Annotated in this window: 23 protein-coding genes; 6 read left to right on the plus strand and 17 right to left on the minus strand. The window is 66.2% G+C overall.

The annotated features are described in order from the left end of the window. Window positions 1-25 precede the first annotated feature (25 nt). From CFB50_RS10495 to mltG, 7 genes are all read right to left on the minus strand, one after another. Window positions 26-1,198 (minus strand): mechanosensitive ion channel family protein, encoded by a 1,173-nt coding sequence (locus CFB50_RS10495; protein WP_089445799.1) that lies wholly within the window; start codon window positions 1,196-1,198, stop codon window positions 26-28. Window positions 1,199-1,287: 89 nt separating this feature from the next. After that, a complete protein-coding gene (locus tag CFB50_RS10500) occupies window positions 1,288-1,644 on the minus strand; it encodes a Rap1a/Tai family immunity protein (RefSeq protein WP_059506076.1) in 357 nt (118 codons plus the stop codon). Between the two features lie 119 nt (window positions 1,645-1,763). Beyond that, window positions 1,764-2,474 carry an ankyrin repeat domain-containing protein gene (locus CFB50_RS10505; RefSeq protein ID WP_011352329.1) on the minus strand — a complete coding sequence of 237 codons (711 nt, stop codon included), beginning with the start codon at window positions 2,472-2,474 and terminating at the stop codon, window positions 1,764-1,766. Window positions 2,475-2,517: 43 nt separating this feature from the next. Beyond that, window positions 2,518-3,297 (minus strand): TatD family hydrolase, encoded by a 780-nt coding sequence (locus CFB50_RS10510; RefSeq protein ID WP_069248154.1) that lies wholly within the window; start codon window positions 3,295-3,297, stop codon window positions 2,518-2,520. A gap of 141 nt (window positions 3,298-3,438) precedes the next feature. Beyond that, window positions 3,439-4,467 carry a DNA polymerase III subunit delta' gene (locus CFB50_RS10515; protein WP_069248155.1) on the minus strand — a complete coding sequence of 343 codons (1,029 nt, stop codon included), beginning with the start codon at window positions 4,465-4,467 and terminating at the stop codon, window positions 3,439-3,441. Window positions 4,468-4,486: 19 nt separating this feature from the next. Further along, window positions 4,487-5,107, minus strand: a complete 621-nt coding sequence (gene tmk, locus CFB50_RS10520; RefSeq protein ID WP_069248156.1) for a dTMP kinase — start codon at window positions 5,105-5,107, stop codon at window positions 4,487-4,489. Then, entirely contained in the window at window positions 5,107-6,126 is a 1,020-nt protein-coding gene (mltG, locus tag CFB50_RS10525; RefSeq protein ID WP_089445800.1) for an endolytic transglycosylase MltG, read from the minus strand. The genes tmk and mltG overlap by 1 nt, the downstream gene beginning before the upstream one ends. A 77-nt stretch (window positions 6,127-6,203) precedes the next feature. On the opposite strand from mltG, the gene ygfZ reads away from it, so the two are divergent. Then, window positions 6,204-7,238 (plus strand): CAF17-like 4Fe-4S cluster assembly/insertion protein YgfZ, encoded by a 1,035-nt coding sequence (gene ygfZ / locus CFB50_RS10530; RefSeq protein ID WP_089445801.1) that lies wholly within the window; start codon window positions 6,204-6,206, stop codon window positions 7,236-7,238. Between the two features lie 76 nt (window positions 7,239-7,314). Continuing rightward, on the plus strand, window positions 7,315-8,160 hold the full coding sequence (locus CFB50_RS10535; protein ID WP_089445802.1) for an NRDE family protein: 846 nt from the start codon (window positions 7,315-7,317) through the stop codon (window positions 8,158-8,160). A gap of 20 nt (window positions 8,161-8,180) precedes the next feature. On the opposite strand, the gene CFB50_RS10540 is transcribed toward CFB50_RS10535, so the two are convergent. From CFB50_RS10540 to CFB50_RS10555, 4 genes are all read right to left on the minus strand, one after another. After that, a complete protein-coding gene (locus CFB50_RS10540; protein ID WP_069248160.1) occupies window positions 8,181-8,621 on the minus strand; it encodes a GNAT family N-acetyltransferase in 441 nt (146 codons plus the stop codon). A 54-nt stretch (window positions 8,622-8,675) separates the two neighbouring features. Continuing rightward, window positions 8,676-9,635 carry an alpha/beta hydrolase gene (locus CFB50_RS10545; protein ID WP_089445803.1) on the minus strand — a complete coding sequence of 320 codons (960 nt, stop codon included), beginning with the start codon at window positions 9,633-9,635 and terminating at the stop codon, window positions 8,676-8,678. A gap of 174 nt (window positions 9,636-9,809) precedes the next feature. Further along, window positions 9,810-10,289: a PaaI family thioesterase gene (locus CFB50_RS10550; RefSeq protein WP_046545900.1), complete on the minus strand. Its 480-nt coding sequence runs from the start codon at window positions 10,287-10,289 to the stop codon at window positions 9,810-9,812. Next, a complete protein-coding gene (locus CFB50_RS10555) occupies window positions 10,286-10,600 on the minus strand; it encodes a Dabb family protein (protein ID WP_027787175.1) in 315 nt (104 codons plus the stop codon). Before CFB50_RS10555 ends, CFB50_RS10550 begins: the two co-directional genes overlap by 4 nt. A 1,207-nt stretch (window positions 10,601-11,807) precedes the next feature. Between CFB50_RS10555 and CFB50_RS10565 the strand changes: the two genes are divergently transcribed. From CFB50_RS10565 to CFB50_RS10575, 3 genes are all read left to right on the plus strand, one after another. Then, window positions 11,808-12,275, plus strand: coding sequence for an avidin/streptavidin family protein (locus tag CFB50_RS10565; RefSeq protein ID WP_089445805.1), 468 nt, complete (start codon window positions 11,808-11,810; stop codon window positions 12,273-12,275). Between the two features lie 98 nt (window positions 12,276-12,373). Continuing rightward, a complete protein-coding gene (locus CFB50_RS39480) occupies window positions 12,374-12,769 on the plus strand; it encodes an Arm DNA-binding domain-containing protein (RefSeq protein ID WP_179254167.1) in 396 nt (131 codons plus the stop codon). A gap of 25 nt (window positions 12,770-12,794) precedes the next feature. Further along, entirely contained in the window at window positions 12,795-13,718 is a 924-nt protein-coding gene (locus tag CFB50_RS10575) for a recombination-associated protein RdgC (protein WP_089445806.1), read from the plus strand. A 183-nt stretch (window positions 13,719-13,901) separates the two neighbouring features. On the opposite strand, the gene CFB50_RS10580 is transcribed toward CFB50_RS10575, so the two are convergent. Further along, window positions 13,902-14,432 carry an isochorismatase family protein gene (locus CFB50_RS10580; protein WP_069248199.1) on the minus strand — a complete coding sequence of 177 codons (531 nt, stop codon included), beginning with the start codon at window positions 14,430-14,432 and terminating at the stop codon, window positions 13,902-13,904. 821 nt (window positions 14,433-15,253) lie between these two features. Here CFB50_RS10580 and CFB50_RS10585 point away from each other — a divergent pair. Then, the gene (locus CFB50_RS10585) at window positions 15,254-17,398 is read left to right on the plus strand and encodes a hypothetical protein (protein ID WP_089445807.1); all 2,145 of its coding nucleotides are present in this window, start codon (window positions 15,254-15,256) and stop codon (window positions 17,396-17,398) included. A 163-nt stretch (window positions 17,399-17,561) separates the two neighbouring features. On the opposite strand, the gene CFB50_RS10590 is transcribed toward CFB50_RS10585, so the two are convergent. From CFB50_RS10590 to CFB50_RS10610, 5 genes are all read right to left on the minus strand, one after another. Further along, window positions 17,562-18,962 carry a sensor domain-containing diguanylate cyclase gene (locus CFB50_RS10590; RefSeq protein WP_069248201.1) on the minus strand — a complete coding sequence of 467 codons (1,401 nt, stop codon included), beginning with the start codon at window positions 18,960-18,962 and terminating at the stop codon, window positions 17,562-17,564. 261 nt (window positions 18,963-19,223) lie between these two features. Continuing rightward, window positions 19,224-20,402 (minus strand): acetyl-CoA C-acyltransferase, encoded by a 1,179-nt coding sequence (locus tag CFB50_RS10595; protein WP_069248202.1) that lies wholly within the window; start codon window positions 20,400-20,402, stop codon window positions 19,224-19,226. Between the two features lie 50 nt (window positions 20,403-20,452). Then, window positions 20,453-21,085 (minus strand): bifunctional nicotinamidase/pyrazinamidase, encoded by a 633-nt coding sequence (gene pncA / locus CFB50_RS10600; RefSeq protein WP_089445808.1) that lies wholly within the window; start codon window positions 21,083-21,085, stop codon window positions 20,453-20,455. Window positions 21,086-21,125: 40 nt separating this feature from the next. After that, on the minus strand, window positions 21,126-23,210 hold the full coding sequence (locus CFB50_RS10605) for a 3-hydroxyacyl-CoA dehydrogenase NAD-binding domain-containing protein (protein WP_089445809.1): 2,085 nt from the start codon (window positions 23,208-23,210) through the stop codon (window positions 21,126-21,128). Window positions 23,211-23,397: 187 nt separating this feature from the next. After that, complete coding sequence (locus CFB50_RS10610) at window positions 23,398-25,041, minus strand: 3-(methylthio)propionyl-CoA ligase (protein WP_069248205.1); 1,644 nt, start codon at window positions 25,039-25,041, stop codon at window positions 23,398-23,400. Window positions 25,042-25,179 lie beyond the last annotated feature (138 nt).

Consider the following 25,179-nt stretch of genomic DNA (forward strand, 5'->3'; position numbering starts at 1 on the left):
TGGAGGATGAGCATGCGGACCGCTGTCAGCGGCCTTCGGCGGTCTGCGGGTCGGCCGCGGTATTGGCCGCCGTGCTGGCGGCAGGCGAGCGCGCGTGCGGCCGTTCGGGATTCGGCGCGTTCGGCGCGGCATTGTGCGGATACAGCTCCATCCGGCTGCGCGGCAGGCATTGCGGATAGCGGTCCTGCAGATAGGCGATCAGCCCTTCGCGCACGCGGCAGCGCAGGTCCCAGCACGACGATGAATCGGCCGCACTGACGAGCGCACGCAACTGCATCGTGCGTTCCGTCGCGTCGGTCACCTGCAGCACCTGCACGCGGCCGTCCCACTCCGGTGCCGCGTGGACGAGCCGTGCGAGCTCCTCGCGCAGCGGCGCGAGCGGCGTGCGGTAATCGACCGACAGATAGACCGTGCCGATGATTTCCGAGCTGCTGCGCGTCCAGTTCGTGAACGGGTTCTCGATGATCCACTGCAGCGGCACGACGAGGCGCCGCTGGTCCCACAGCCGCACCGACACGAACGAACCGGTGATTTCCTCGATGCGCCCCCACTCGCCCTGGATCACGACCACGTCGTCGAGCCGGATCGGCTGCGTGAGTGCGATCTGCAGCCCGGCGATCAGGTTGCCGAGCACCGGCCGTGCGGCAATACCGGCGACCAGGCCTGCGACGCCGGCCGACGCCAGCAGGCTCGCGCCGACCTGGCGCACGTTCGGGAACGTCATCAGCGCGGCGCCGGTGCCGATGATCACGATCAGCACCATCACGGTCCGCACGAGTACCTTGGCCTGCGTATGGACGCGCCGGGCCTGGAGGTTGTCGGCCGTATCGATCGGATGCGCCTGGATGATGGCGTCGCCGACGCCGGCCGCAAGCCGCACCAGCAGCCACGTCAGCGAAATGATGGAGCCGACCGCCGCCGCCGTGCGCATGCCGCGCACGAACGCCATGCCGTCGTCCGCCTGGACCCACAGGAATTCGAGCGCCAGCAGCGCGAGCACGACGAGCGAAGGCCTGTCGATGTAGCGCAGGATCGCGCTCATCAACGGATACGGCTGCGCGATGCGCTTGACGATGCGTGCGCCGAGACGGTGCACGACCGTGACGACCAGCAAGACGATGACGGACACGGCCAGCGTGCCGAGCCATGAATGCAGCGGCGCATCGGTGATGCGCTGAAGTTCCTCGATTGAAATCATCGGCGCCCGTGGGTTATGAGGCGCGCACGCCTCGTCCTGGATGCGTCGGCGACGCCCGGGCCGCGCGCGGGCCCGGACACGGCGTCAGGTCAGCTGCCGCTCCTGCAGGGAAACGCCTTGCCGAGACCGAGCGACACCGCGGTGCTTGCGTTGTAGTCGGCCAGCTTCGGATTTTCCGCGATGTACTTGCGCACCGCGTCGGTCATCTGCTGCGCCCGGATGTCGGGCGGCAGGCAGAAATACTGGCCGACCCGCGGCCCCGTCGTGCCGCCGATCGCATCGATGGTGTTGTAGACGCCGTCGGCGGCGCCTTCGATGTAGGCCGCGCACGACGCCCGCGACTTGACGTCCGTCTTCGCGCACAGCCGGTCGAGATCAGCGCCCGTGAAAGCCGCCGCCGACAACGGCACGGCAAACGCCGCGGCACAAAACATTGCGCGCAACATGGTGTTCCTTATGTCAATGCGGCCCGAGACCGCCTGCTGCCTTGGCCGGCGCGGCGCCGGAACGCCCTGCTCCGGCCGGAATCCGGCCGGGCGGGCACCGTCTGCCGCACCGAAAACCGTCATTTTGCACTCTTTTGTGCATCTGCCGGCGTCGATGCCCCGATGCGGGTCGTCCGCTTGCTCAGGATCTCGATCGCGTCCGGTGCGTTGTAGTGCTTCGCGAATTCGAGCGCGGTGATGCCGAGCTGGTTCTTCACCTGCGGATCGGCGCCCTGGTCGAGCAGCAGCGTGACCGTCGACGGATGGTTGCCGCGTGCGGCCATCATCAGCGGCGTCGTGCCGTTCGGCGATGCGGTATCGATGTACGCGTCGTGGTCGAGCAGCAGCTTCACCACTGCGTCCTGGCCGTTGGTGGCCGCGTAGTGCAGCGGCGCCCAGCCCTTCTTGCTGACTTCCGCGCCCTTGTCGATCAGCAGCTTGGCGAGGCCGACATCGCCGTTCAGCGACGCGAGCATCAGCGCCGTTTCGCCGGCCTTGTCTTCCTTCTCGAGGTCGACGTTCGGCGTCGTGGCGAGCGCTGCCGCGACCTTGTCGGACTTCTCGCGCGCGGCGATCACGATCAGCGGGTCGCCGTTCGGCGCGATCGTGTTCGGGTCGAGCTTGCCGCTCTTGAGTTGCTTACCGATGTCGGCGATGTCGTCGAACTTGACGGCCTTGACGATCGCATCGAGCGATTCGGCATGCGCGCCGGCTGCCGCGAACAGGCCGCTCGCGACGAGTGCGGCGGCAACGAGTGCGCGTTTCGGCAGATGGTTGGTCGGCTTCGTCATTGTTGTGGGCTCCTTCCCTGGGTTGTCGGCTGCGCGCACGTCGTTAGCGGGCGATCTTGAACAGCCGGAAAAAGTTCTGTGTCGTCGCATCGGCGAGCGCCTCGACGGCGATCCCGCGCTCGGATGCGATAAAGCGTCCGACATGGCTGACGTACGCAGGTTCATTCGGCTTGCCGCGATACGGCACCGGCGCGAGGTACGGCGAGTCGGTCTCGATCAGCAGCCGGTCGAGCGGCACGCGCCGCGCGACGTCCTGCACGTCGGTCGCGTTCTTGAACGTGACGATGCCCGACAGCGAGATATGGAAATTCTGCGCGAGCGCCTGCTCGGCCACCGGCCACGGCTCGGTGAAGCAGTGCATCACGCCGCCCGGCACGTCCGCACGCTCCTCGGCCATGATCCGCAGCGTGTCTTCCGACGACGAGCGCGTGTGGATGATCAGCGGCTTCATCGTCGCGGTCGCCGCGCGGATATGCGTGCGAAAGCGTTCGCGCTGCCATTCCATGTCGTCGATCGAGCGGCCTTCGAGGCGGTAGTAGTCGAGGCCCGTTTCGCCGATCGCGACGACCTTCGGGTGCGCGGCCAGCTCGACGAGTTCCGCGAGCGTCGGCTCGTGCATGTCCTCGTGATCGGGATGCACGCCGACCGACGCATAGACGTTGTCGTGCGCGTCCGCGATCGCCAGGACTTCCGGCAGCGTCTCGAAATCGACCGACACGCACAGCGCGTGCGTGACGTCGTGCTCGCGCATGTTCTCGAGAACGGCCGGCAGGCGGTCGGCCAGGCCCTTGAAATTGATATGGCAGTGAGAGTCGACGAACATCGTGTTTCCTGAATACGTAAGGCGGGCGCTCATGCGCTCGCCGGCATGCGGCAACGGGCGGCGTTCGCGGGCCGGACGGCCACGGTCGCGTCGCGGCGTGGGCCCGTCATCGTTTCGCAACCCGCGAGAAACAATGCCGGATCACGCGAACATTTCCCGATATCCGAGAAACAATTCCTCGAATACGAGCCGCGCGTTGAGCGGATGGTTCTCGACCGTCCGCTGCCGCGTCACGGCCTTCATGAAGCGGGCGAACGCGTTCGCATCGACCGCTTCCGCGCAGCGCGCGAGCGCCGCCGCGTGCATCGGGAAGTAGCGCGGTGCGCCCGCCATCCGCTGCGCGAGCAGGTCGTACAGCCAGCGCTGCAGCCAGCCGAGCACCAGCGGCACCGGCAGTTTCTGCAGCGTCTCGCCGCACGCGAACGGGTCGCAGGCCGCACCGGCCGCGAGCTGTCCGAGCGTGTAGTCGCGCAGCGGGCGGTTCTCGTCGCTCGCAAGCGCCAGCGCGGCGAGCGGCGCACCGCCGGCCTCGGCGAGCAGCGCCGGCGCATGATCGACGCCCTGCGCGGCGAGCCACGCCGCGGCCGCGTCGGGCGCCGGCACCGCCATCGGCCACTGCCGGCAGCGGCTGATGATCGTCGGCAGCAGGCGGTCGATGCGCGCCGACACGAGCAGGAACACGACGCCGGACGGCGGTTCCTCCAGCGTTTTCAGCAGCGCGTTCGACGCGGCGACGTTGAGCGCTTCGGCCGGATACAGCACGACGACGCGCGCGCCGCCGCGGTGCGAACCGACCCCGCAGAAGTCGAGCAGCGCGCGCACCTGCTCGATCTTGATTTCCTTGCTCGGCGCCCGCGTCTTCTTGCCGCCTTCGTCCGCGTCGGCTGCCTTCGCGTCGTCCGCGGCGCCCGGCGCCTCACCCGCCAGCGCCTCGGGCAGCACGATCCGGTAATCCGGATGGTTGCCCTGAGAAAACCAGGTGCAGGCCGCGCAGGTGCCGCACGGCTCGCCGTTCGGCTGTGGCGATTCGCACAGGAAGCCCTGCGCGAGATGCTGCGCGAACTGCAGCTTGCCGATCCCGGCCTGGCCATGCAGCAGCAGCGCGTGCGGCCATTGCGCACGCAGTTGCTGCAGGCGGTTCCAGTCGTCGGTCTGCCACGGATAGATCATGGGGTGCGTTCCTTGCGAATTACAGCGCGGCGAGCACGCGTTCGAGCTGCTGGCGGATCTCGGGAATCGTCTGCGTCGCATCGACGATCGCGAAGCGGTGCGGCGCCTCTTCCGCGCGCCGCAGGTACTCGCCACGCGTGCGCGAGAAGAACGCGTCGGACTCGCTTTCGAACTTGTCGGGCATGCGTGCGGCGCCGCGGCGCTCGCTCGCCACCTGCGGCGCGACGTCGAACAGCACCGTCAGGTCGGGCTGGAAACCGCCCTGCACCCAGCGCTCGAGCGTCTCGAGCTTGTCGCGCGGCAGCCCGCGGCCGCCGCCCTGGTACGCGAACGTCGCATCGGTGAAGCGATCGGACACGACCCAGTCGCCGCGCGCGAGCGCCGGCTCGATCACGAGCGCGAGATGCTCGCGGCGCGCGGCGAACATCAGCAGCGCTTCCGTCTCGAGATCCATCGGCTGGTTCAGCAGGATCTCGCGCAGTTTCTCGCCGAGCTGCGTGCCGCCCGGCTCGCGGGTGACGACGACTTGCCGGCCGGCCGCGGCCAGCTTGCCCTGGAGGCGTTCGCAGAACCATTGCAGGTGGGTGGTCTTCCCCGCCCCGTCGATGCCTTCGAACGTGATGAATTTACCGCTCGCCATTATTGACCTCGTATGTACTTGTCCACGGCCTTGTTGTGGTCGCCGAGCGTGTCCGAGAACACGCTCGTGCCATCGCCTTTCGCGACGAAATAGAGCGCGCTCGTCGGTGCCGGGTTGATCGCCGCCTGCAGCGCGGCCACGCCCGGCAACGCGATCGGCGTGGGCGGCAGCCCGCGTCGGGTGTAGGTATTGTAAGGAGTGTCGGCCTGCAGGTCGCGCTTGCGCAGGCGGCCGTCGTACGCGTCGCCGAGCCCGTAGATCACCGACGGATCGGTCTGCAGCGGCATGCCGATGCGCAGCCGGTTCGCGAACACGGCCGCGACGAACGCGCGGTCGGCCGCATGGCCCGTTTCCTTTTCGACGATCGACGCGATCGTCAGCGCTTCGTAAGGCGTCTTGTACGGCACGCCCGGCACGCGCGCGGCCCAGGCCTCGTCGAGACGCGTCTGCATCAGATGGTACGCGCGCCGGTAGATGTTCAGGTCGCTCGTGCCCTTGTCGAACAGATAGGTGTCGGGGAAGAACAGCCCCTCGCCGCTGCCGCGCTGCACCGCGCTGTCCGACGCGCCGATCGCGCGCAGCAGCTCGGCGTCGCTCATGCTGGCCGTCGAGTGCGCAAGATCGGGGTTCGAGTCGAGTTCCGCGCGCATCCGCTTGAAGGTCCAGCCTTCGATGACCGTCGCGACATACTCGTTCACGTCGCCGCGCGCGATCTTCTGCAGTACCTCGTAAGGCGTGATGCCGGACTTGAATTCGTAGTTGCCGGACTTGAGCCGGCTCGACAGCCCGAGCACGCGCGTCATCGCGACGAAGCCGAGCGGCGCGACCGGCACGCCGCCGCGCTTCAACTGCAGCGCGACGCTCTTCACGCTGCTGCGCGGCTTGATCGTGACGTCGAGCGATGGCGAACCCAGCAGCAGTGGCCGGGTTGCCCAGTAATACCCGCCGCCCGCGCCGGCAGCGGCCACAACGACGGCCAGCGCCACGATCGTCGCGGCGCATTTCTTCAGTAGGGACATGGAAACGTGACTCAGGTAAGACCCATATAATACTTGCTCGCCTCCGTCAAAGTCAGGGTTGACTGTTCCCTCATTCCATGAGCACACCGTTCGCTTCACCGGCAGTCCAGGCCGCACCCGCCTCGCTCCCCGTTTTCCCCCGCCCGTCCGCCGCCGATTTCGATGCGCCGGGCGCCTGCATGCCGTTGCCGCAGTTCGGCGTGATCGACGTGGCCGGCGACGATGCCGCGACGTTCCTGCACAGCCAGCTCACCAACGACATCGAACATCTCGACGCCGCGAGCGCGCGGCTGTCCGGCTATTGCTCGCCGAAGGGGCGCCTCCTCGGCTCGTTCCTCACGTGGCGCGCCGGCCACGGCGTGCGCCTGCTGGTATCGAAGGACGTGCAGGCGGCCGTGCAGAAGCGGCTGTCGATGTTCGTGCTGCGTGCCAAAGCGAAGCTGACGGATGCGAGCGACACGCTCGCGGTGGTCGGTTTCGCGGGCGACGTGCGCGATGCGCTGTCGGGCATCTTCGATGCGCTGCCGGACGGCGTGCACGTGAAGGTCGACGGCCCCGCCGGCACGCTGATCCGCGTGCCCGATGCAGCCGGCCGCAAGCGTTATCTGTGGATCGGCCCGCGCGCCGAAGTCGACGCGCGCATCGCCGCGCTCGGCGGGTCGCTGCCGGTCGTGTCGCCGGCCGTCTGGGACTGGCTCGACATCCGCGCGGGCGAACCGCGCATCACGCAGCCTGCCGTCGAACAGTTCGTGCCGCAGATGGTCAACTTCGACGTGATCGGCGCCGTTAACTTTCGCAAGGGGTGCTACCCGGGCCAGGAAATCGTCGCGCGCAGCCAGTACCGCGGCACGATCAAGCGCCGCACGGCGCTCGCGCACATCGCCGGCGAGACCGATACCGTGCGTGCCGGCGTCGAGCTGTTCCACAGCGACGATCCCGGCCAGCCCTGCGGGATGATCGTCAACGCGGCGGCCGCGCCCGCGGGCGGTGTCGACGCGCTCGTCGAGATCAAGCTCGCCGCGCTCGACAACGGCACGGTGCACCTCGGTGCAGCCGACGGCCCGGTGCTCGCGTTCGATACGCTGCCGTACGCGTGGCCGACGGAAGCGTGATGCACTGACAACCCGTTCGCGCGCCGGCTCGCGAGTCGCAGCCGGCGCCCGATGTTTCCTGCGAGAGATTCGCCCGATGTGTCTGATTGCCTTCGACTGGCAGCCTGATGTTGCCGCCGGTCCCGTCTTTACCCTCGCCGCCAACCGCGACGAGTTCTTTCGTCGGACGAGCGCGCCGCTCTCGTGGTGGGAAGATGTACCGGGCGTGCTGGCCGGCCGCGATCTCGAAGCGGGCGGCACGTGGCTCGGCGTATCGCGCGACGGCCGTTTCGCCGCGCTGACGAACTACCGCGCGCCGTTCGACATCCGCGCGGGTGCACCGAGCCGCGGCAAGCTCGTGTCCGACTTCCTCGGCGGCCCGTCCGTCGCGCCGCTCGACTACCTCGGGCAGCTCGCGGAGCATGCGGCCGTCTACAACGGCTTCAACCTGCTCGTCGGGGACTGGCGACGGCGCGAGCTCGCGTGGTTCTGCAATCGCGCGCCCGAAGGTGAAAGCGCGGTCGCCGCGCCCGTCGCGATCGCGCCCGGCGTCCATGCGCTGTCGAATGCGCGGCTCGATACGCCTTGGCCGAAAGTGGTGCGCAAGCGCGCGGAGCTCGGCACGCTGCTCACCGACAATCCGACCCCGTCGCTCGACGAACTGATCGAGTTGATGCGCGACCCGCATGTCGCGGACGACGATGCACTGCCGCACACCGGCATTCCGATCGAGCGCGAGCGTGCGCTGTCGGCGGCGTTCATCGAGACACCCGAATACGGTACGCGCGGCACGACCGCGCTGCGCGTCACGATGAAGGAAGGCGTGCGGCTGACGGTCGAGATCAAGGAACGCTGCGACGACGACGGCTCGCACCGCACCGTTCGCCCGGGCACGTTCGAGCGCGCGCTCACGTTCGACCTCGACGCGGCGCCGCCGCGCTGAGCACGCAAGCAGGCGCCGCGCTACGGCGCGCGCGCCATCTCGACGTGCGGCACGCCGGCTTCGACGAACGGTTCACCGACCGCCGCGAAGCCGTGCCGCAGGTAGAACGACACGGCCGAATCCTGCGCGTAGAGCCGTACGACGATTTCGCCGCGACGCCGCGCGGCCTCCAGCAGCGCGTTCAGCACGGCTGACCCGACGCCCTGCCCGCGCGCGTCGGCCAGCACCGCGACGCGGCCGATCGTGCCGGACGGCAGCAGCCGCCCCGTCGCGACCGCGCGGCGTGCGCCGGTCGCCGCATCGACGCGGTACGCCACCGCATGGAGCGACAGCGGATCGTCGTCATCGAGCTCCCATTCCGGCGGAATCTGCTGCTCGCGCACGAACACCGCGTCGCGGATCCGCGCGGCGTCGCCGCCCAGGACCGTCCAGTCGCCCGTTTCCACCACGCCGTTCGTCATCGCAGCCCCCCCCATGCGGCGCAAACGCCGCTGAACAACCGCCGTCAAACGTTGTCAAACGTCATCGAATGCGGCCTTCAACGCCGCGACCGCGTCGGCATGCGCGGCCCGCACCTCGGGCACGTAGCCGCCCATCTTGAAGAATTCGTGGATCATCCCCGGATAGCAGACCAGCGTGACCGCATTGCCCGCCGCGCGCAACTTCTCGGCATACGCGGCGCCTTCGTCGCTCAGCGGATCGTATTCGGCCGTCGCGATCCACGCCGGCGCGACGCCCGCGAACGACGGCGCACCGCGCGTGCCGTCGAGCGGTGCGAAACGCCAGTCGTCGCGGTCCGCCCGATCGCGCACGTATTGCGTGAAGAACCACTGGATCGTGTCCTGCGTCAACAGGTAGCCGTTCGCGAGCCGTGCGTGCGATTCGGTGTCCTGGAAGCCCGTCACGCCCGGGTAGATCAGCATCTGCAGCGCAAGACGAATGCCTGCGTCGCGTGCAAGCACCGCGCAGACGGTCGCGAGCGTGCCGCCCGCGCTGTCGCCGCCGACGGCCAATCGCTCGGCATCGATGCCGAACGTGGCCGCTTCGCGATGCAGCCATTGCAACGCATCGTCGGCGTCGTTCACCGCGGTCGGAAACCGGTGTTCGGGCGCGAGCCGGTAGCCGACCGACAGCACCGCACATTGCGCATCGTGCGCGAACATCCGGCACAGCGCGTCGTGCGTATCGACGCTGCCAACCGTGAAGCCACCACCGTGGTAGTAGACGAGCGCGGGCAGCGGCTCCGCGAGGCTCGGCGCGACCGGCAGGTACAGCCTCGCACCGATCGTGCGGCCGTCGCGCGTCGGCACGACGCATTCCTCGACCGAATGCATCGGCGCCGGTGCGACGTCGAGGATCGGCGCGCTCTTCTCATACGCGGCGCGCGCCTGCTGCGGCGTCTGGTGGTGATAGGACGGACGTTTCGCACGCTCGATCATGTCGAGCACCTGGGCGATCTTCGGATTCAGCGGCATCGGTGAGGACGGCGCCGGCGGGGCACCGTGAACGGACAAGCGTGCATGATGCCATGCGCGCGTCAGGCGGGCGTGATGCGCCGTGTGTTGCAACATTCCGCGGTGAACCGATGCACGCCGCAAAACAAAACGGCCCTGCCGGTGAAGAGGCAGGGCCGCCGTGCGTCCGGGCGCTTACGCGTCGCTCGGGCCGGGCTGGGCGTCCGGCGCGGTGCGCGAGCGTTGCCGCTTGATGTCGCGGCCCACCGCGAGCCGCCGCATGTACTTGAACGTGCCGAGCGCCTTCGCGACGAAATTGCCGTCGCTGTCGCGCACTTCGCCTTCGCAGTAGGCCATCGTCGTCGAGCGATGCATCACGCGTCCGTAAGCGCGCAGTTCACCGCGCCCCGGCTGCATGAAGTTCACCTTCATCTCGACCGTGACGACGCCGATACCGTCGTCGGTCAGGCTGCGCGCCGCCATCGCGAGCGCGATGTCCGCGAGCGTCATCGTCACGCCGCCGTGCGCGATGCTCCATGTGTTCATGTGCCGCTCTTCGAGCGGCAGCACGATCTCGCTTGCGCCGTCCTTCGCGGACACGAGTTGCACGCCGAGCATGTCGACGAACGGGCTTTCGATCGACGGGCCGTCCGTCGGGGTTGCCGCGTCGCTCATCGTGCGCTGTCGACGATGTAGTCGACGCATTCGCGCGATTCGGCCACCGCGACGACGAATTTCTTCACTTCCTGATGAACCGGGTGCACCTGGTATGCATCGAGTGCGGCCTTGTCCGCGAAATCGGATACCAGCACGATGTCGGCGGTCGCGTCGAGGCCCGGCGTCGCCACGCCGACGTCGATCTGCAGCGTGCCCGGCACGAGATCGCGGCAGCCTTCGAGCTTTTCCTTCAGCTTCAGCGCGTTCTGTGCGCGCGTCGCGCCTTCGGCCGATTCTTTCAACTTCCACATGACGATATGTCGGATCACTTCGTTTGCTCCTGTTCGTTCCGGTTCGGCGACTTGCCTGTCACCCTTGCCAGTCGGGCATCTTACGCCCTTTCACCGTTAGCTCGCGTTCGCTGGAAGTTGCGTCCGGCCGAGAAAGATGCGGGTAATAAAGCGGGTATCGTTTCGATCACCCGAAGACGATACCGGCTTTTTCGCCCTGTAAGTTGACGACGCCAAGATCCGACAAGCGAAGGCAGACGACAAGCCTACCAAACTTGCCGACTTCGATGGACAGGATCTGTTTGGTGAATCCGCCCGGCTCCAAGCGCTAGCGATACAAGTACAGGATTACCGGGAAGGAGAATCTCTTCGCGATCGGCGAAGGGTCGGCGATCTGCTGCTGAGTCGGCATGAATATGACCCCCTATGGAAACTCGCCAGTAGAGAAAAAACGCGGGTGCGAGCCCCCGCGTATGGCGATGCTCGGAGGGTCCCCGCCTGCTCAAAAGGTGGGCAGACCTGCCTCGGTCGCGACATCGGCGCTCGCATCGTCACCCGCGCGGCCCATCGCCCACACGACACGGTCCATCGCGTCGTCAAACACGAAACACCGCGCTGTAACGCACCCCATGCTTCGATCTTCATCCCACGCCGACCAAACGTCACGCGGTTCGACGCTCGTCGACTCGACTCGCATTTCTACCTCCCAAAGCAAAAAACCCGTAAGGCCTTCGCCTAACGGGTTTCACCTTCTATTGGCACATCTCCAATATGGGGAGGTGCACCGCATCTACGTGACATCAATCATGATGCACATAATTGAAAATAATCGACAACAATTTCATTTAATTCACCCATCCCATGACGACCACAAAATTCAGCCCCACATCACCACAAAGTCAGCATTTATTGACCCCGCAAATTCACCATAATCCAATTCGCATTCTTGCAAATCACCCCCGATCAACCTATTCTGAATTTCCAATAAGCACCCAGAGAAAACCGCCTATTGAATAACAAAGCAACCAAGACCGTTCTCGCCCGGTCAACTTTTCCCACCATTGTTAATGGAAACGATCGCGCGAATAAATCACCCACTCGACCAAATCTCTTAAAAGGATGATTGCTGCCACCAGGAATCATCAGTCGAGCTCGCGCAATTGCGTGTCGGATTGGGGGTAAGGCTCACCACAGCGTGGTCGGGCCCATATGCGGGATCCGCACAATCACACGAAAGGAAGCCAAAATGAAGAAGACTCTCGCATCTCTCGCTATCTTGGCGACGCTCACATCACCCTCATGGGCCGAAACAGCTCCCACCACCCCAACTTGCCAGAGCCCAATCGGCTCATGGCGTAATGAGCTGGGTTCAACGATGAAAATCGGCTCCGTTTCCGGATCGGGCGCCATTCAAGGCACTTATATTTCTCCCTCCGGAACAACAGGACAAACCTTTTCGCTTTCTGGTTGGTACTATGCCGCACCGCCTTCAAATAACGGGCTTGATCAAGTTACGTTGCTTACTTTTTCCGTAAACTGGAACAATAGCTCGGCCAGCTACAACAGCATTACAACGTGGTCGGGACTTTGCCGAGTAACGAACGGCACGCCGACTATCACCGCGCTCTACTACTACGCAAACGCTTTCGCCCAGTTTTCGTGGAAGCACACCAATGTGGGCCAAGATGTTTTCACACCGATCGGCTCACAGTAAGGAGGCCGCACTCCATATTCCCGAACCCACCTCACGTGTCAGTGTCAGGACTTGAAACGAAAGCGCCCCGCTGCCGAAGAATCGGCGCGGGGCGCTGGTTGAGCTGCACACAAAAAACCCCTGGGAGCTTTCGCACTCAGGGCTTCGATATTCATTTCGACGACGATACCCGCTTTTTCACCGTACCACTTGATGCCGTCAAGATCCGACAAGCAAAGGCAGGCGATAAGCCTACCAAACTTGCCGGCTTCGATGGACCGGATCTGTTGGTGAAGCCGTCCGGCTCCAAGCTCTGGCGGTACAAGTACCGAATTGTCGGAGAGGAGAATCTCTTCGCTATCGGCGAAGGCAAAGCAACTTTTCGAGCAGAGCGTGGCCCCCGTTCCGTGGCGAATTGGGTGAGCGATGCCCACCTACTCGACACGACATCCGTCAACGATTGGCCCGTCACATCGCGCGACCGAATCCGCACGGGACGCATCACCGTCATATAGAATGGTGCGCTTTGCCCGTACTCCTATGTGGTTCAAGAACCTTCAGCTTCATCGTCTTCCGGCACCTTGGGCCGTTACCCCCGATCAGATGGAAAAATGGCTGGCGCCCCACGCGTTCCAGCCGGGCACCAGCGTCGAGATGCAGAGCCATGGATGGGCGTCGCCGCGTGACGACGGCGCACTTGTGTATTCGATCAACCGGCAGATGTTGCTGACGTTTCGTGCCGAAAAGAAGCTGCTTCCGGCGTCGGTCGTCACTCAGGTGACCAAGGCCCGCGCGCTTGAAATCGAGGAGCAGCAGGGCTTCAAGGTCGGGCGAAAACAGATGCGCGAACTCAAGGAGCAGGTGACCGACGAACTGCTCCCGCGCGCGTTCACCATTCAGCGCGATACCCGCGTGTGGATCGATACGGCGAACGGCTGGCTCGTCATCGATGCGGCTTCACAGGCGCTTGCCGACGACGTTCGCGGCCTGCTCGTCAAATCGATCGATCAGTTGCCGCTCGCCGGTGTTCAGGTGGTGCGTTCGCCGGTCGCCGCGATGACGGATTGGCTGTTGTCCGGCGAGGCGCCGGGCGGATTCACCGTGGACCAGGACGCCGAGTTGCGCTCGAGCGGCGAAGGTGGCGCCACGGTGCGATACGTCGGCCACGCGCTGGAAGCGAACGACATGCGCCGGCACATCGAGGCCGGCAAGCAATGCATGCGCCTTGCGATGACCTGGGACAACCGGATCTCCTTCGTGCTGACGCCGTCGCTGACGATCAAGCGCGTGACGCCGCTCGACGTGATCAAGGAAGCGGCGGATCCGACCGCGCAGAACGACGATGAACGCTTCGACTCGGATGTCACGCTGATGACCGGTGAATTGGAGCGGATGTTGACCAGCCTCATCGATATCCTGGGTGGCGAGCAGCGCGACTCGGTTCAACAGGCGGCAGCAGCGTGAACGCCGTCGGCGGCCGAGAAACCTCGGCCGCCGCGACGACGAGGTTTCGAGCCGGCGCGACGATCCCGCCCACGACCGCCGGCGGCCAGCCCACCAAACCCGCCGGCTCCATCGGCCGACATCCCCAGATTCACGCATCCGGCTCCCGGAACGCTGTTTCCGTCAGCGCACGGGCACCGCGACTCACTTGATCAGGCGGAGCACATCGCGAAAACGCGGATGCCGGCTGGAGCCCAGCCATTCGAACCCGATCATCTCGACCGTTGCGATTTGCACCCCCGCCGCCGCGAGCCGGGCGATCCCCGCGTCCCGGTCGATCGTCCTGCGCGACCCCACGGCGTCGCTGACCACCGTGACTTTGCGGCCGCTGCGCAACAGCCCGAACGCTGTTTGCAACACGCACACGTGCGCCTCGCAACCGGCAACGATGACGCTGTTGCGCCCGGCCGGCAATGCATCGACCAGGCCCTCCGCGCATGCGTCGAAATGGTCCTTGACGACGGTGTTCGAGCAAAGATCCTTGATGTCCGGTACGTTCCGGCCCAACTGGACGGGGCTCTGCTCGGTACCCATCACCGGCACCCCGAGTATCTGCGCAATACGGGCAAGTCGGACAGCCTGCGTGACGACCGACACCCCGTCGTGGATCACCGGCATCAGCCGCGTCTGAAAATCAACCAATACGACCACTGAATCGTCGGACACGTGCAGCACGGCGCATTCTCCGGAGTGAAGGCGACGTCAACCCCCATCGGCCATTGATGGAGAGTCGCTCTGTCGCAAGATCGTCAGTCCCGCAAAAGACGGATATCGAATCGCATCAATGACCGACTGCGCCAATTCGATAAACGGAAGCGGTCCCCAAGCCTACCAAACTTGCCGACGCCGCTGGCGTGATCGCATGGAGCCCGGTTCACAGATTCACACGCCAGCCCGGTCGCAGGAACGTCGGTTGCTCACCGCTCCGTATTGCAGAATCCACCGCACTCCGCTCCTTCGTTTGCACCGCCCGAGACACGGCGACAGGCAAACCGCCACGATTCAATCCCGGCTCGGAATCAATCACCAATACCGACATCGATTGCCAATCGATTTTCACCAAACTCGACGATCAGGGCATCTCTATTTCCCCCGTGAATTCGCACATTTTACCGACCTAACAAGCAATAATTGCGACCTCATTCCAGAACATTATTCGAAAGCCATAAATCATTATTGACTTCGACTTTATCCGAACTTTAGAATCCCCTACGACGCTTACGTTTCGTTTTTCACACCGCGCGCGCACCCATATCGGCACGGCGCCGGAACGTCAGCAGAGAAGTCTTTCGTGCCTGGCCGGGGCAGCGCCTCCTTTTGTTTTCAATTCCGGCATTAGCCGCCAACCGGTTATCTTCCATTCAATTCGCCTCAAAATCACATCCTGATTAATCCCATAGTTTCCGGGAATTCTTCAATACAGGACGCAGTAAACCGAGCATCCGCTCATTCGATAATTCTCATAAAAATCGCCAGTCATCAGGAGGGACATCAACATGCATCGCCTTGCGAAGTCGCTGTGTCTCGGATTCATCTGCGCCGGCCTGCTCGCGGGCTGCAATGACGACGACGTCAAATCGAACAACCCGCCGTCGAACAACGCCGCACTGTCGTTCCGCATGGACACCGGCGGCCAGATCAACGCGTTCTACCGGCAGGACAACGTCGCCGCACACCTGCTGGTGCGCTCGTCGACGAAGCCGCGTCTGCTCGTGGTCTTCCCCGCCGGCAACAGCGGCACCGGGCTGTGGTTCGACGATACCGCGCAGCCGGTGAACTGGAGCCTCGACACGCCGCCGTCCGCGCTATCGGCGCCCGACACGCACGGCCGTCCGCTGTACGGCATCGGCGCCGACGTGTCGGTGGACACCAACACGCTGACGATCCGCCAGGGCGTGCTCAGCAACGTGCGCTTCCTGCGCGACTTCAACGGCGGTGCCACGATTCCGCAGCAGATCCTCACCGCGCCGACGGTCCAGGGCAGCGCCGCGCAATGGCAACGCGACCGGATCGACGGCGCGCCCGGCTATTCACTGCGCATCACGCTGCGCGACGGCGGCAGCATCGCGCCGGCAGCGGGCGGCAAGCTCGTCCTGAGCGCACCGGCGGGCTCGCACACGCTGCGGCTGCATGTCGATGCGCTGTCGGGCGAGACGCCGTTGTCGCCGATCACGCGTGCCGACCTGCTCGCGCCATCGGTGAACCCCGACCCGGTGAGCCAGAACGTGCTCGAGTTCCTGAGCTTCCACGACAAGCTGCTGGCCGGCTCGTGGCAATACGACACCTACTTCGGCCGCGACACGCTGATCTCGGTGCGCATGCTGATGCCCGTGCTCGAACCCGCGGCGATCGAGGCCGGCCTGTCGTCGGTGCTGAGCCGGCTGTCCACCGACGGCAAGGTCGCGCACGAGGAAGGGATCGGCGAATTCGCCCTCGTCGACAACCAGAAGAACGGGCGGCCGAACGACCCGACGCCGACCTACGACTACAAGATGATCGACAGCGACTACCTGCTCGCGCCGATCGCGGCCGCGTGGCTGATCGACGATACGCGCGGCCAGGCCCGCGCGGCCGCCTATCTCGCGCAGCGCGGCAGCGACGGGCAGACCAATGGCAGCCGCCTGGTCGTCAACCTGCTGCACGTCGCGACGACCGCGCAGCCGTTCGCGCAGCAGCCGTCGGTCGCGAACCTGATCCACCTGCGGCCCGGCGAAATCGTCGGCAACTGGCGCGACAGCACCGACGGGCTCGGCGGCGGCGTCTATCCGTACGACGTCAACGCGGTGCTCGTGCCGGCCGCGTTGCGCGCGGCGAACGCATTCCTCGCGCGCGGCCTGCTCGATCCGTATCTGGATGCCGGACAGCGCGCGACGCTCGCCAACACGGCTAACCAGGCGGCCACGTGGGAAACCCACGCCCCGCCGCTGTTCCAGGTCAGCGTACCGGCCGCGCAGGCAGCCACCGACGTGTCGGCCTATGCGCCGTCCGCCGGCGTGCCGGCCGGCACCGCGCCGGGCACGCCGCTGGCGTTCTACGCGCTGTCGCTCGATCAGCAGGGCAATCCGGTTCCGGTGATGAATTCGGACGGCGGCTTCGCGCTGCTGTTCGGCACGCCGCCGGACGACGAACTTCAGCGGATCGTCACCGACGTCACGCGGCCGTTCCCGACCGGGCTCGTGACCGATGCCGGGATGCTGATCGCGAATCCGGCGTATGCAAGCCAGGCCCTGTGGCCGAAGTTCACCAGTTCCGCGTATCACGGCACGGTGATCTGGTCGTGGCAGCAGGCGATGTGGGTGGCCGGGCTCGATCGCCAGCTCGCGCGCCAGGACCTGTCGGCTGCGACACGCACGCTGCTCACGCAGGCACGGCAGACGATCTGGCAGGTGATCTCGAACGGACGCGACATGCGCACGTCGGAGATGTGGACGTGGTCGTACGTGAACGGCAAGTACCAGACCGATGCATTCGGCACGCGCAGCGCGGACGCCACCGAAGCGAACGCGGCACAGCTCTGGAGTACGACGTATCTCGCGATCCGCGACCCGCAGCAGCGCGCGGGCAAGTACTGGTGGCAGGCGTCGCAGCGGATGCAGGATGTGCAGCCGAAGCAGAGCGCGGCGGCCCTGGCGTCGCGGTAGCGCATCGCCAGCCGCGTGCCGACCGGGCATGCAAAAGCCCCGGGGGCGTTACCGCCTCCGGGGCTTCGTGGGAGATCGCGGCGCCGGACACAGCCTCCGTACGCCCGGGTTGCCAAATGTTCCGCGTCCGCTCACCGATGTCCGCGTGCCGCGCAAACCCGCGTCACCGCGCCACGACCCGGTTCCGCCCTTCCCGCTTCGCCTGGTACAACCGTTCGTCGACCACGCGCAGCAATGCATCGACCGTGCTGCCGTCGGGCCCGTATTGCGCAACGCCGACGCTGACCGTCACCTGCACGCGCTTGAAATCGAGCCCGAACGGCGAACTCGCGATCGACGAGCGCACGCGCTCGGCGGTCATCCGTGCGCCTTCGAGCGGCATGTCCGGCAGCAGCGCCATGAACTCCTCGCCGCCGACCCGCGCGAGCCCGCCGGCCGGCCGGATCGCGTCGAGGCACTGGCGCACGACGCCGCGCAGCACCTCGTCGCCGATCTGATGCCCGTACGCATCGTTGATGTTCTTGAAATTGTCGAGATCGAGCGCGAGCAGGCAAAACGGCGTGCCGTCGCGTTCGGCCCGCACCATCTCGCGCTCGACCTGCGCGATGAACTGCCGGCGGTTCGACGCCCCCGTCATCGGATCGGTCGCGGCCATGTATTCGAGCTTCTGGTTCGTGCGCCGCAGCTCCTGCAGCGCGCTTTCGGTACGCGCCATCGATTCCGACAGCCGGCTCATCAGGTCTTCCTGACTGTAGATCGCCGAGAACGAGCGCGTCGTCTGCAGCGCCTGCACGACGCCGTAGCTGAGCAGGAAGAAGCCGCCGGCAAAAATCGCATGCGCGAGCCACCACATGTGATTCCACGGCTTGCCGAGAATGAATGCGAGCGACGACAGCGCAAACGCCATGATCGACACGCCGTAGATCACCATCAGCGGCGAGCGGATCCGCCGCGCGAGCAGCACGGCGACGTTCAGCAGCGAGAACAGGAGCGCGCCGCCTTCCATCGACAGCCGCGTGCCCGGCGCGCCCGCGACCGGCGAATACGCGATGTACGCCACGGCCACGTTGACGATCACGAAGAACACGATCCACGGCAGCCACGTGCGCACGCTCGTGCGCTTCTCGAAGCGATCGGGCGGACGCGAATACGACAGCAGGCCCGTGAGCAGCAGGATCGACATCACGAGCCGCGACGCGGGCCCGTACAGCAGGAACAGCCAGATGTTGTGATGCGCCATCCCGGTGAATGCACCGTGCAGCGCATAGATCATCGCGAAGCCGAGAAAGCCGAGTGTCAGCCAGCGCAGCAGCGGCTCGCCGGACGAGCGGTAGCAGACCCACGTCACGTAGGTGACGAACGCGCCTTCGAGGGTCGCGGCCGCGATCGCGATTTCATGGAACGCGTGGTTCTCGAACACGACGTGCGGATCGCTGAAGAACCACAGATAGGCGATCAGATAGGCAGGCAGCAACGCGAATCCGACCAGCAGGCATTTCGCGTAGAGCCTTGCGGCCGCGCTGACGACGCGCGGCGGTTCCCCGGCTGCATAGGTCGTACTCATTCGGTCCCCGGTCGGTCTGCTGCGTTGGTTCGAACCTTCGCGGCACGGATCGCACGACGCACGATCCGGCCCATCGTGCCGAAAGGCAAATGTCAGAGCAAGTATAGGTGGGGCAATTCGTTTGACAAGTAAGGGGAAACGGCATTGCCGGGCGCATGCCTTTTGCTTCCCGATTGTTTCGAATGGCGGATCAGTCGCGCCGATTCGCGACGCGGCCGCCTGTCTCGCCGAAGCGAAACCGCGGCCGCTCCGTGCCAAAGATCAGAGGATTTCGAACAGGCCGGCCGCGCCCTGCCCGCCGCCGATGCACATCGTGACGACCGCGTACTTCACGCCGCGCCGCTTGCCTTCGATCAGCGCATGGCCCGTCAGGCGTGCGCCCGACACACCGTAGGGATGGCCGACCGCGATCGCGCCGCCGTTCACGTTCAGACGATCCTCAGGAATCCCGAGCGTGTCGCGGCAGTACAGCACCTGCACCGCGAACGCTTCGTTCAGCTCCCACAGGCCGATATCGTCGACCTTCAGCCCCGCCTGCTTCAGCAGCTTGGGCACGGCGAACACGGGGCCGATGCCCATCTCGTCCGGCTCGCAACCGGCCACCGCGAAACCGCGGAACACGCCGAGCGGCTGCAGCCCTTCGCGTTGCGCGGCGTCGGCGCTCATCACGACGCAGGCCGACGCACCGTCCGAGAACTGGCTCGCGTTGCCCGCGGTGATCACGCCACCCGGCACGGCCGAGCGGATCTTCGACACGCCTTCGAGCGTCGTGTCGGGGCGAATCCCTTCGTCGGCCGAGACCGTCACTTCCTTCGTGAACAGGCGGCCCGTCGCCTTGTCGGCAACGCCCGCGAGCACGGTGATCGGCACGATCTCGTCACGGAAACGTCCGGCTTCCTGCGCAGCCGCGGCGCGCAGCTGCGACTGCACGCCGTACTCGTCCTGCCGCTCCTTCGAGATGCCGTAGCGCTTCGCAACGTTCTCGGCCGTCTGCAGCATGTTCCAGTAGATCTCGGGCTTGTGCTGGACGAGCCAGCCTTCCTGGATCATGTGGTGGTTCATCTCGTTCTGCACGCACGAGATCGATTCGACGCCGCCCGCGACATACACTTCGCCTTCGCCCGCGATGATCCGCTGCGCGGCGAGCGCGATGGTCTGCAGGCCGGACGAGCAGAAACGGTTCACCGTCATCCCCGGCACCGTCACGGGCAGCCCCGCGCGCAGTGCGATCTGACGCGCGATGTTCGCGCCGGTTGCGCCTTCGGGGTTCGCGCACCCCATGATCACGTCCTCGACGCGTGCGGGGTCGAGCTTCGCGCGTTCAACAGCGGCCGCGACCGCGTGGCCGCCGAGCGTCGCGCCGTGCGTCATGTTGAACGCACCGCGCCAGGATTTCGCCAGCGGCGTGCGGGCGGTCGATACGATTACGGCTTCGGTCATGCGAGTCTCCTTCGGTCCTGCTTCATGTCCTGAATCGAATTGGGAATGCGCTACGCCGCCGGGCGCGCGCCCGCGGACGTCACATGCGCGACGCCCGCTGCCTGCATCTGCTGCCATGCGTGGGCGAGCGACCCGTTCAGGTCGATCGCGCGACACGCATCGTTGATCACCGCGGCTTCAAAACCGGCCGCGCGCGCATCGAGCGCCGACCACGCGACGCAATAGTCGGTCGCGAGCCCGCAGCACCACACACGCTTCGCGCCGAGCTCGCGCAGATAGCCCGCGAGCCCGGTGCGCGTCGTGCGGTCGGCTTCGACGAACGCGGAATAGCTGTCGACCTGCGCGTCGCCGCCCTTGCGGATCACGAGCCGCGCATGCGGGATATCGAGATCGCGATGCAACGCCGCGCCTTCGGTGTCCTGCACGCAGTGCACGGGCCACAGCACCTGCTCGCCGTACGGCAGCGCGAGCGTGGAGAACGGTTCGCGGCCCGGGTGATTCGCCGCGAACGACACGTGCTCGCGCGGGTGCCAGTCCTGCGTCAGCACGACCTGGTCGAAGCGTTGCGCGAGCGCGTTGATCACCGGCACGACCGCGTCGCCGTCGGGCACCGCGAGCGCGCCGCCCGGCATGAAGTCGTATTGCACGTCAATCACGAGCAGGACGTCGTCAGTGCGTTTCATTGCGTTTCTCCGGGTGTGCGTGGCGCCGCGATCCGGCGCGTCAGCCGTTGAACCCGCGGCCAGCCTTCGCGAGTTCCGCGATCGACGGCGCGAGCTGCCATGCGTCGCCGTTCGGTGCAGCCGCGTAGCGGCGAATCGCGCGCTCGACGTTGTAGAGGCCGACCACGTCCGCGTACAGCATCGGGCCGCCGCGCCACAGCGGGAAGCCATAGCCGGTCAGGTAGACCATGTCGATGTCGGACGCCTTCGACGCGATCTTCTCCTCGAGGATCTTCGCGCCTTCGTTGACGAGCGCGAACACGAGCCGTTCGACGATCTCGTCGTCGCCGATCTTCCGACGCTCGACACCGCGCTCCTTCGAATACGCGACGACCATCTCGTCGACGAGCGACGACGGCTTCGCCTTGCGATCGCCCGGCACATAGTCGTACCAGCCGGCGCCCGTCTTCTGGCCGAAGCGGCCCTGTTCGCACAGGCGGTCGGCGATCTTCGAGTAGTGGAGCTCGGGCTGCTCGACGTAGCGGCGCTTGCGGATGGCCCAGCCGATGTCGTTGCCGGCGAGGTCGCTCATCCGGAACGGTCCCATCGCGAAACCGAATTTCTCGATCGCACGGTCGACCTGCGCGGGCAGCGCGCCTTCCTCGAGCATGAAGAGCGCCTGGCGGATGTACTGCTCGATCATCCGGTTGCCGATGAAGCCGTCGCACACGCCGGACACGACCGCCGTCTTGCGGATCTTCTTCGCGACGGCCATCACGGTGGCGAGCACGTCCTTCGCGGTCTGCGCGCCGCGCACGACCTCGAGCAGCTTCATCACGTTCGCCGGGCTGAAGAAGTGCATGCCGACGACGTCCTGCGGACGCTTCGTGAACGCCGCGATCTTGTCGACGTCGAGCGTCGACGTGTTCGACGCGAGGATCGCGCCCGCCTTCGCGACTTCGTCGAGCTTCTTGAACACCTGCTCCTTCACGCCGAGTTCCTCGAACACGGCTTCGATGATCAGGTCGGCGTCCTTCAGGTCGTCATAGGACAGCGTGGGCGTGATCAGCGCCATGCGCGCGTCGAGCTTCTCCTGCGAGAGCTTGCCCTTCTTCACCTGCGCGTCGTAGTTCTTGCGGATCGTCGCGACGCCGCGCTCGAGCGCGTCCTGTTTCGTCTCGAGCAGCGTGACGGGCAGCCCTGCGTTGACGAAGTTCATCGCGATCCCGCCGCCCATCGTGCCCGCGCCGATCACGCCAACACGGCGGATCTCGCGCAGCGGCGTATCGCCCGGCACGTCGGGAATCTTGCTCGCCGCGCGCTCGCCGAAGAACGCATGCCGCAGCGCGCGGCTTTCCGGCGTCATCATCAGCGCGACGAAACCCTCGCGCTCGGCAACGCTGCCCTTGTCGAAGCCGTGCAGCACGCCGGCCTCGATCGCGTCGATGCACTTGTGCGGTGCGGGGAAATTCGGTGCGGCGGCCTTCGCGGAATTCCGCGCGAACTGGATGAAGCCCGCGGCATTCTCATGGACGATCTTGCGATCGCGCACGCGCGGATGCGGCCCCTTCTGCGCACCGACCTTGCGGGCGAACGCGACGGCCGCGTCGAGCAGGTCGCCGTCGGCCATTTCGTCGAACAGCCCGCTCTTCGCGAGCTGCTCCGACGGCACGGGCGCGCCCGACACGATCATGTTCAGCGCGGTTTCGAGCCCCACCGCACGCGGCAGGCGCTGCGTGCCGCCCGCGCCCGGCAGCAGGCCGAGCTTCACTTCGGGCAGCGCGACCTGCGCGCCCGGCGCCGCGACGCGGTAGTGCGCGCCGAGCGCGAGCTCGAGGCCGCCGCCCATCACGACGCTGTGCAGTGCCGCGACGACGGGCTTCGCGCTCGCCTCCACCGCGCGGATCACGGTGTGCAGCGTCGGCTCCTGCAACGCCTTCGGCGTATTGAATTCGGTGATGTCGGCGCCGCCCGAGAATGCGCGTCCCGCGCCGGTCAGCACGATGGCCGTGACCGACGGATCCTGCGCGGCGCGATCGAGCGCGTCCATGACGCCCTGACGGGTCGACAGGCCGAGCCCGTTGACGGGCGGATTGTTGAGCGTAAGGACGGCCACGCCGTCGCGAGTCGAGTAATCCACTGCCATCTGCCTGCCTCCATGCATCGCGCGCCGGGGTGGCTGCGCTTCATTGTGCGCGGTCGAACAGCCGCATGTCCTGATGAACGGAGTCAGCATACAACGAAAAAGCACGGTCGTTCAATTTGAATTTTTCTCCCGATCCGGGGACGGATCGGGCGACCGCCTCACGAGCCGCTTCCGGCCCGGACCCGGGTTACGGCTCGCAGACCGCCGTCGGCAACACGTAGTCGCGGAACGTCTCGCGCAGCTTCAGCTTCTGCAGCTTGCCGGTCGCGGTGTGCGGCAGCGATTCGACGAACACGACGTCGTCGGGAATCCACCATTTCGCGACCTTGCCTTCGTAGAACGCGAGCAGCGCGTCGCGGCTCAGGTTCGCCCCTTCGCGCGGCACCACGACGAGCAGCGGGCGCTCGGTCCATTTCGGGTGCGCACAGGCGATGCAGGCGGCCTCGGCCACGCCCGGGTGCGCAATCGCGACGTTTTCGATGTCGATCGAGCTGATCCACTCGCCGCCCGACTTGATCACGTCCTTGCTGCGGTCGGTGATCTGCAGGAAGCCGTCGGGGTCGATCGTCGCGACGTCGCCGGTCGGAAACCAGCCGTCCGACAGCGGCGACGACTCGCCGCGAAAGTAGTGATCGATCACCCACGGTCCGCGCACCTGCAGTTCGCCGAATGCGACGCCGTCCCACGGCAGTTCGTGGCCGTCCTCGCCGACGATGCGCATGTCGACGCCGCAGATCACGCGCCCCTGCTTCTCGAGCAGCTTGCGCTGCGCGTCGAGCGGCCGCTGCGACTGCGCCCAGTTGAGCTTCGCGAGCGTGCCGAGCGGCGACAGTTCGGTCATGCCCCATGCGTGAATCACGCGCACGCCGTATTCGTCCTCGAAGGTGCGCAGCATCGCGGGCGGGCACGCGGAGCCGCCGATCACCGTGCGGTTCAGCGTCGAGAAGCGCACGCCGGCCTCGCGCATGTAGTTGAGCAGGCCGAGCCACACGGTCGGCACGCCCGCGGAAAACGTCACGCGCTCGGCCTCCATCAACTGGTACAGCGATTTCCCGTCGAGATCCTTGCCGGGCAGCACGAGCTTGCCGCCCGTGAGCGGCACCGCGTACGGCAGCCCCCATGCGTTGACGTGGAACATCGGCACGACGGGCAGCACGGCGTCCATCGCGGACAGGTTCATCGCGTCGGGCAGCGCGGCGCCGTATGCGTGCAGCACGGTCGAGCGGTGCGAATACAGCACGCCCTTCGGGTTGCCGGTCGTGCCCGACGTGTAGCACAGCCCCGACGCCTGCTGCTCGTCGAGGCGCGGCCAGTCGTAGCGGCCGTCCTCCGCTTCGACGAGCGTTTCATAGCAGAGGAACGGCGTTGTGCCGGACGGGAGGTGCGCGGCGTCCGTCATCGCGACCCAGCCCTTCACGTGCGGGCATTGCGGCGCGATGGCCTCGACGAGCGGCGCGAAATTGATGTCGAAGAAGACGTAGCGGTCTTCCGCGTGATTGACGATGTACGCGATCTGCTCGGGAAAGAGGCGCGGGTTGATCGTGTGGCACACGGCCCCCATGCCGCCGATCCCGTAATACGCTTCCAGATGCCGGTAGCCGTTCCACGCCAGCGTGCCGACGCGATCGCCGGTTTCGACGCCGAGCCGCGCGAGCGCCTGCGCCAGCTGCTTCGCGCGGCGCTCGCAATCGCGGTACGTGTAGCGATGCAGATCGCCTTCCACGCGCTTCGACACGATCTCCGTATCGCCGGCGTGCCGCGCGGCGTGAGAAATCAGCGAGGACACCAGCAACGGCATGTCCATCATCTGGCCCAGCAACGGCTTACCCATCGTCTTTTCTCCGTGAGGATGCGAATCGGTGCCTCTGCGGCGCGCCCGTCAGCGGCCCCGGACGGGCTTGGCGCACGATGCGCGGGCCACCATGCGGGCGGCGCGGCGCCGTCTTACAATATCGGCTTACCCAGAGGC

Source organism: Burkholderia sp. AU33423, assembly GCF_002223135.1.
In the GTDB taxonomy this organism is placed as follows: domain Bacteria; phylum Pseudomonadota; class Gammaproteobacteria; order Burkholderiales; family Burkholderiaceae; genus Burkholderia; species Burkholderia lata_D.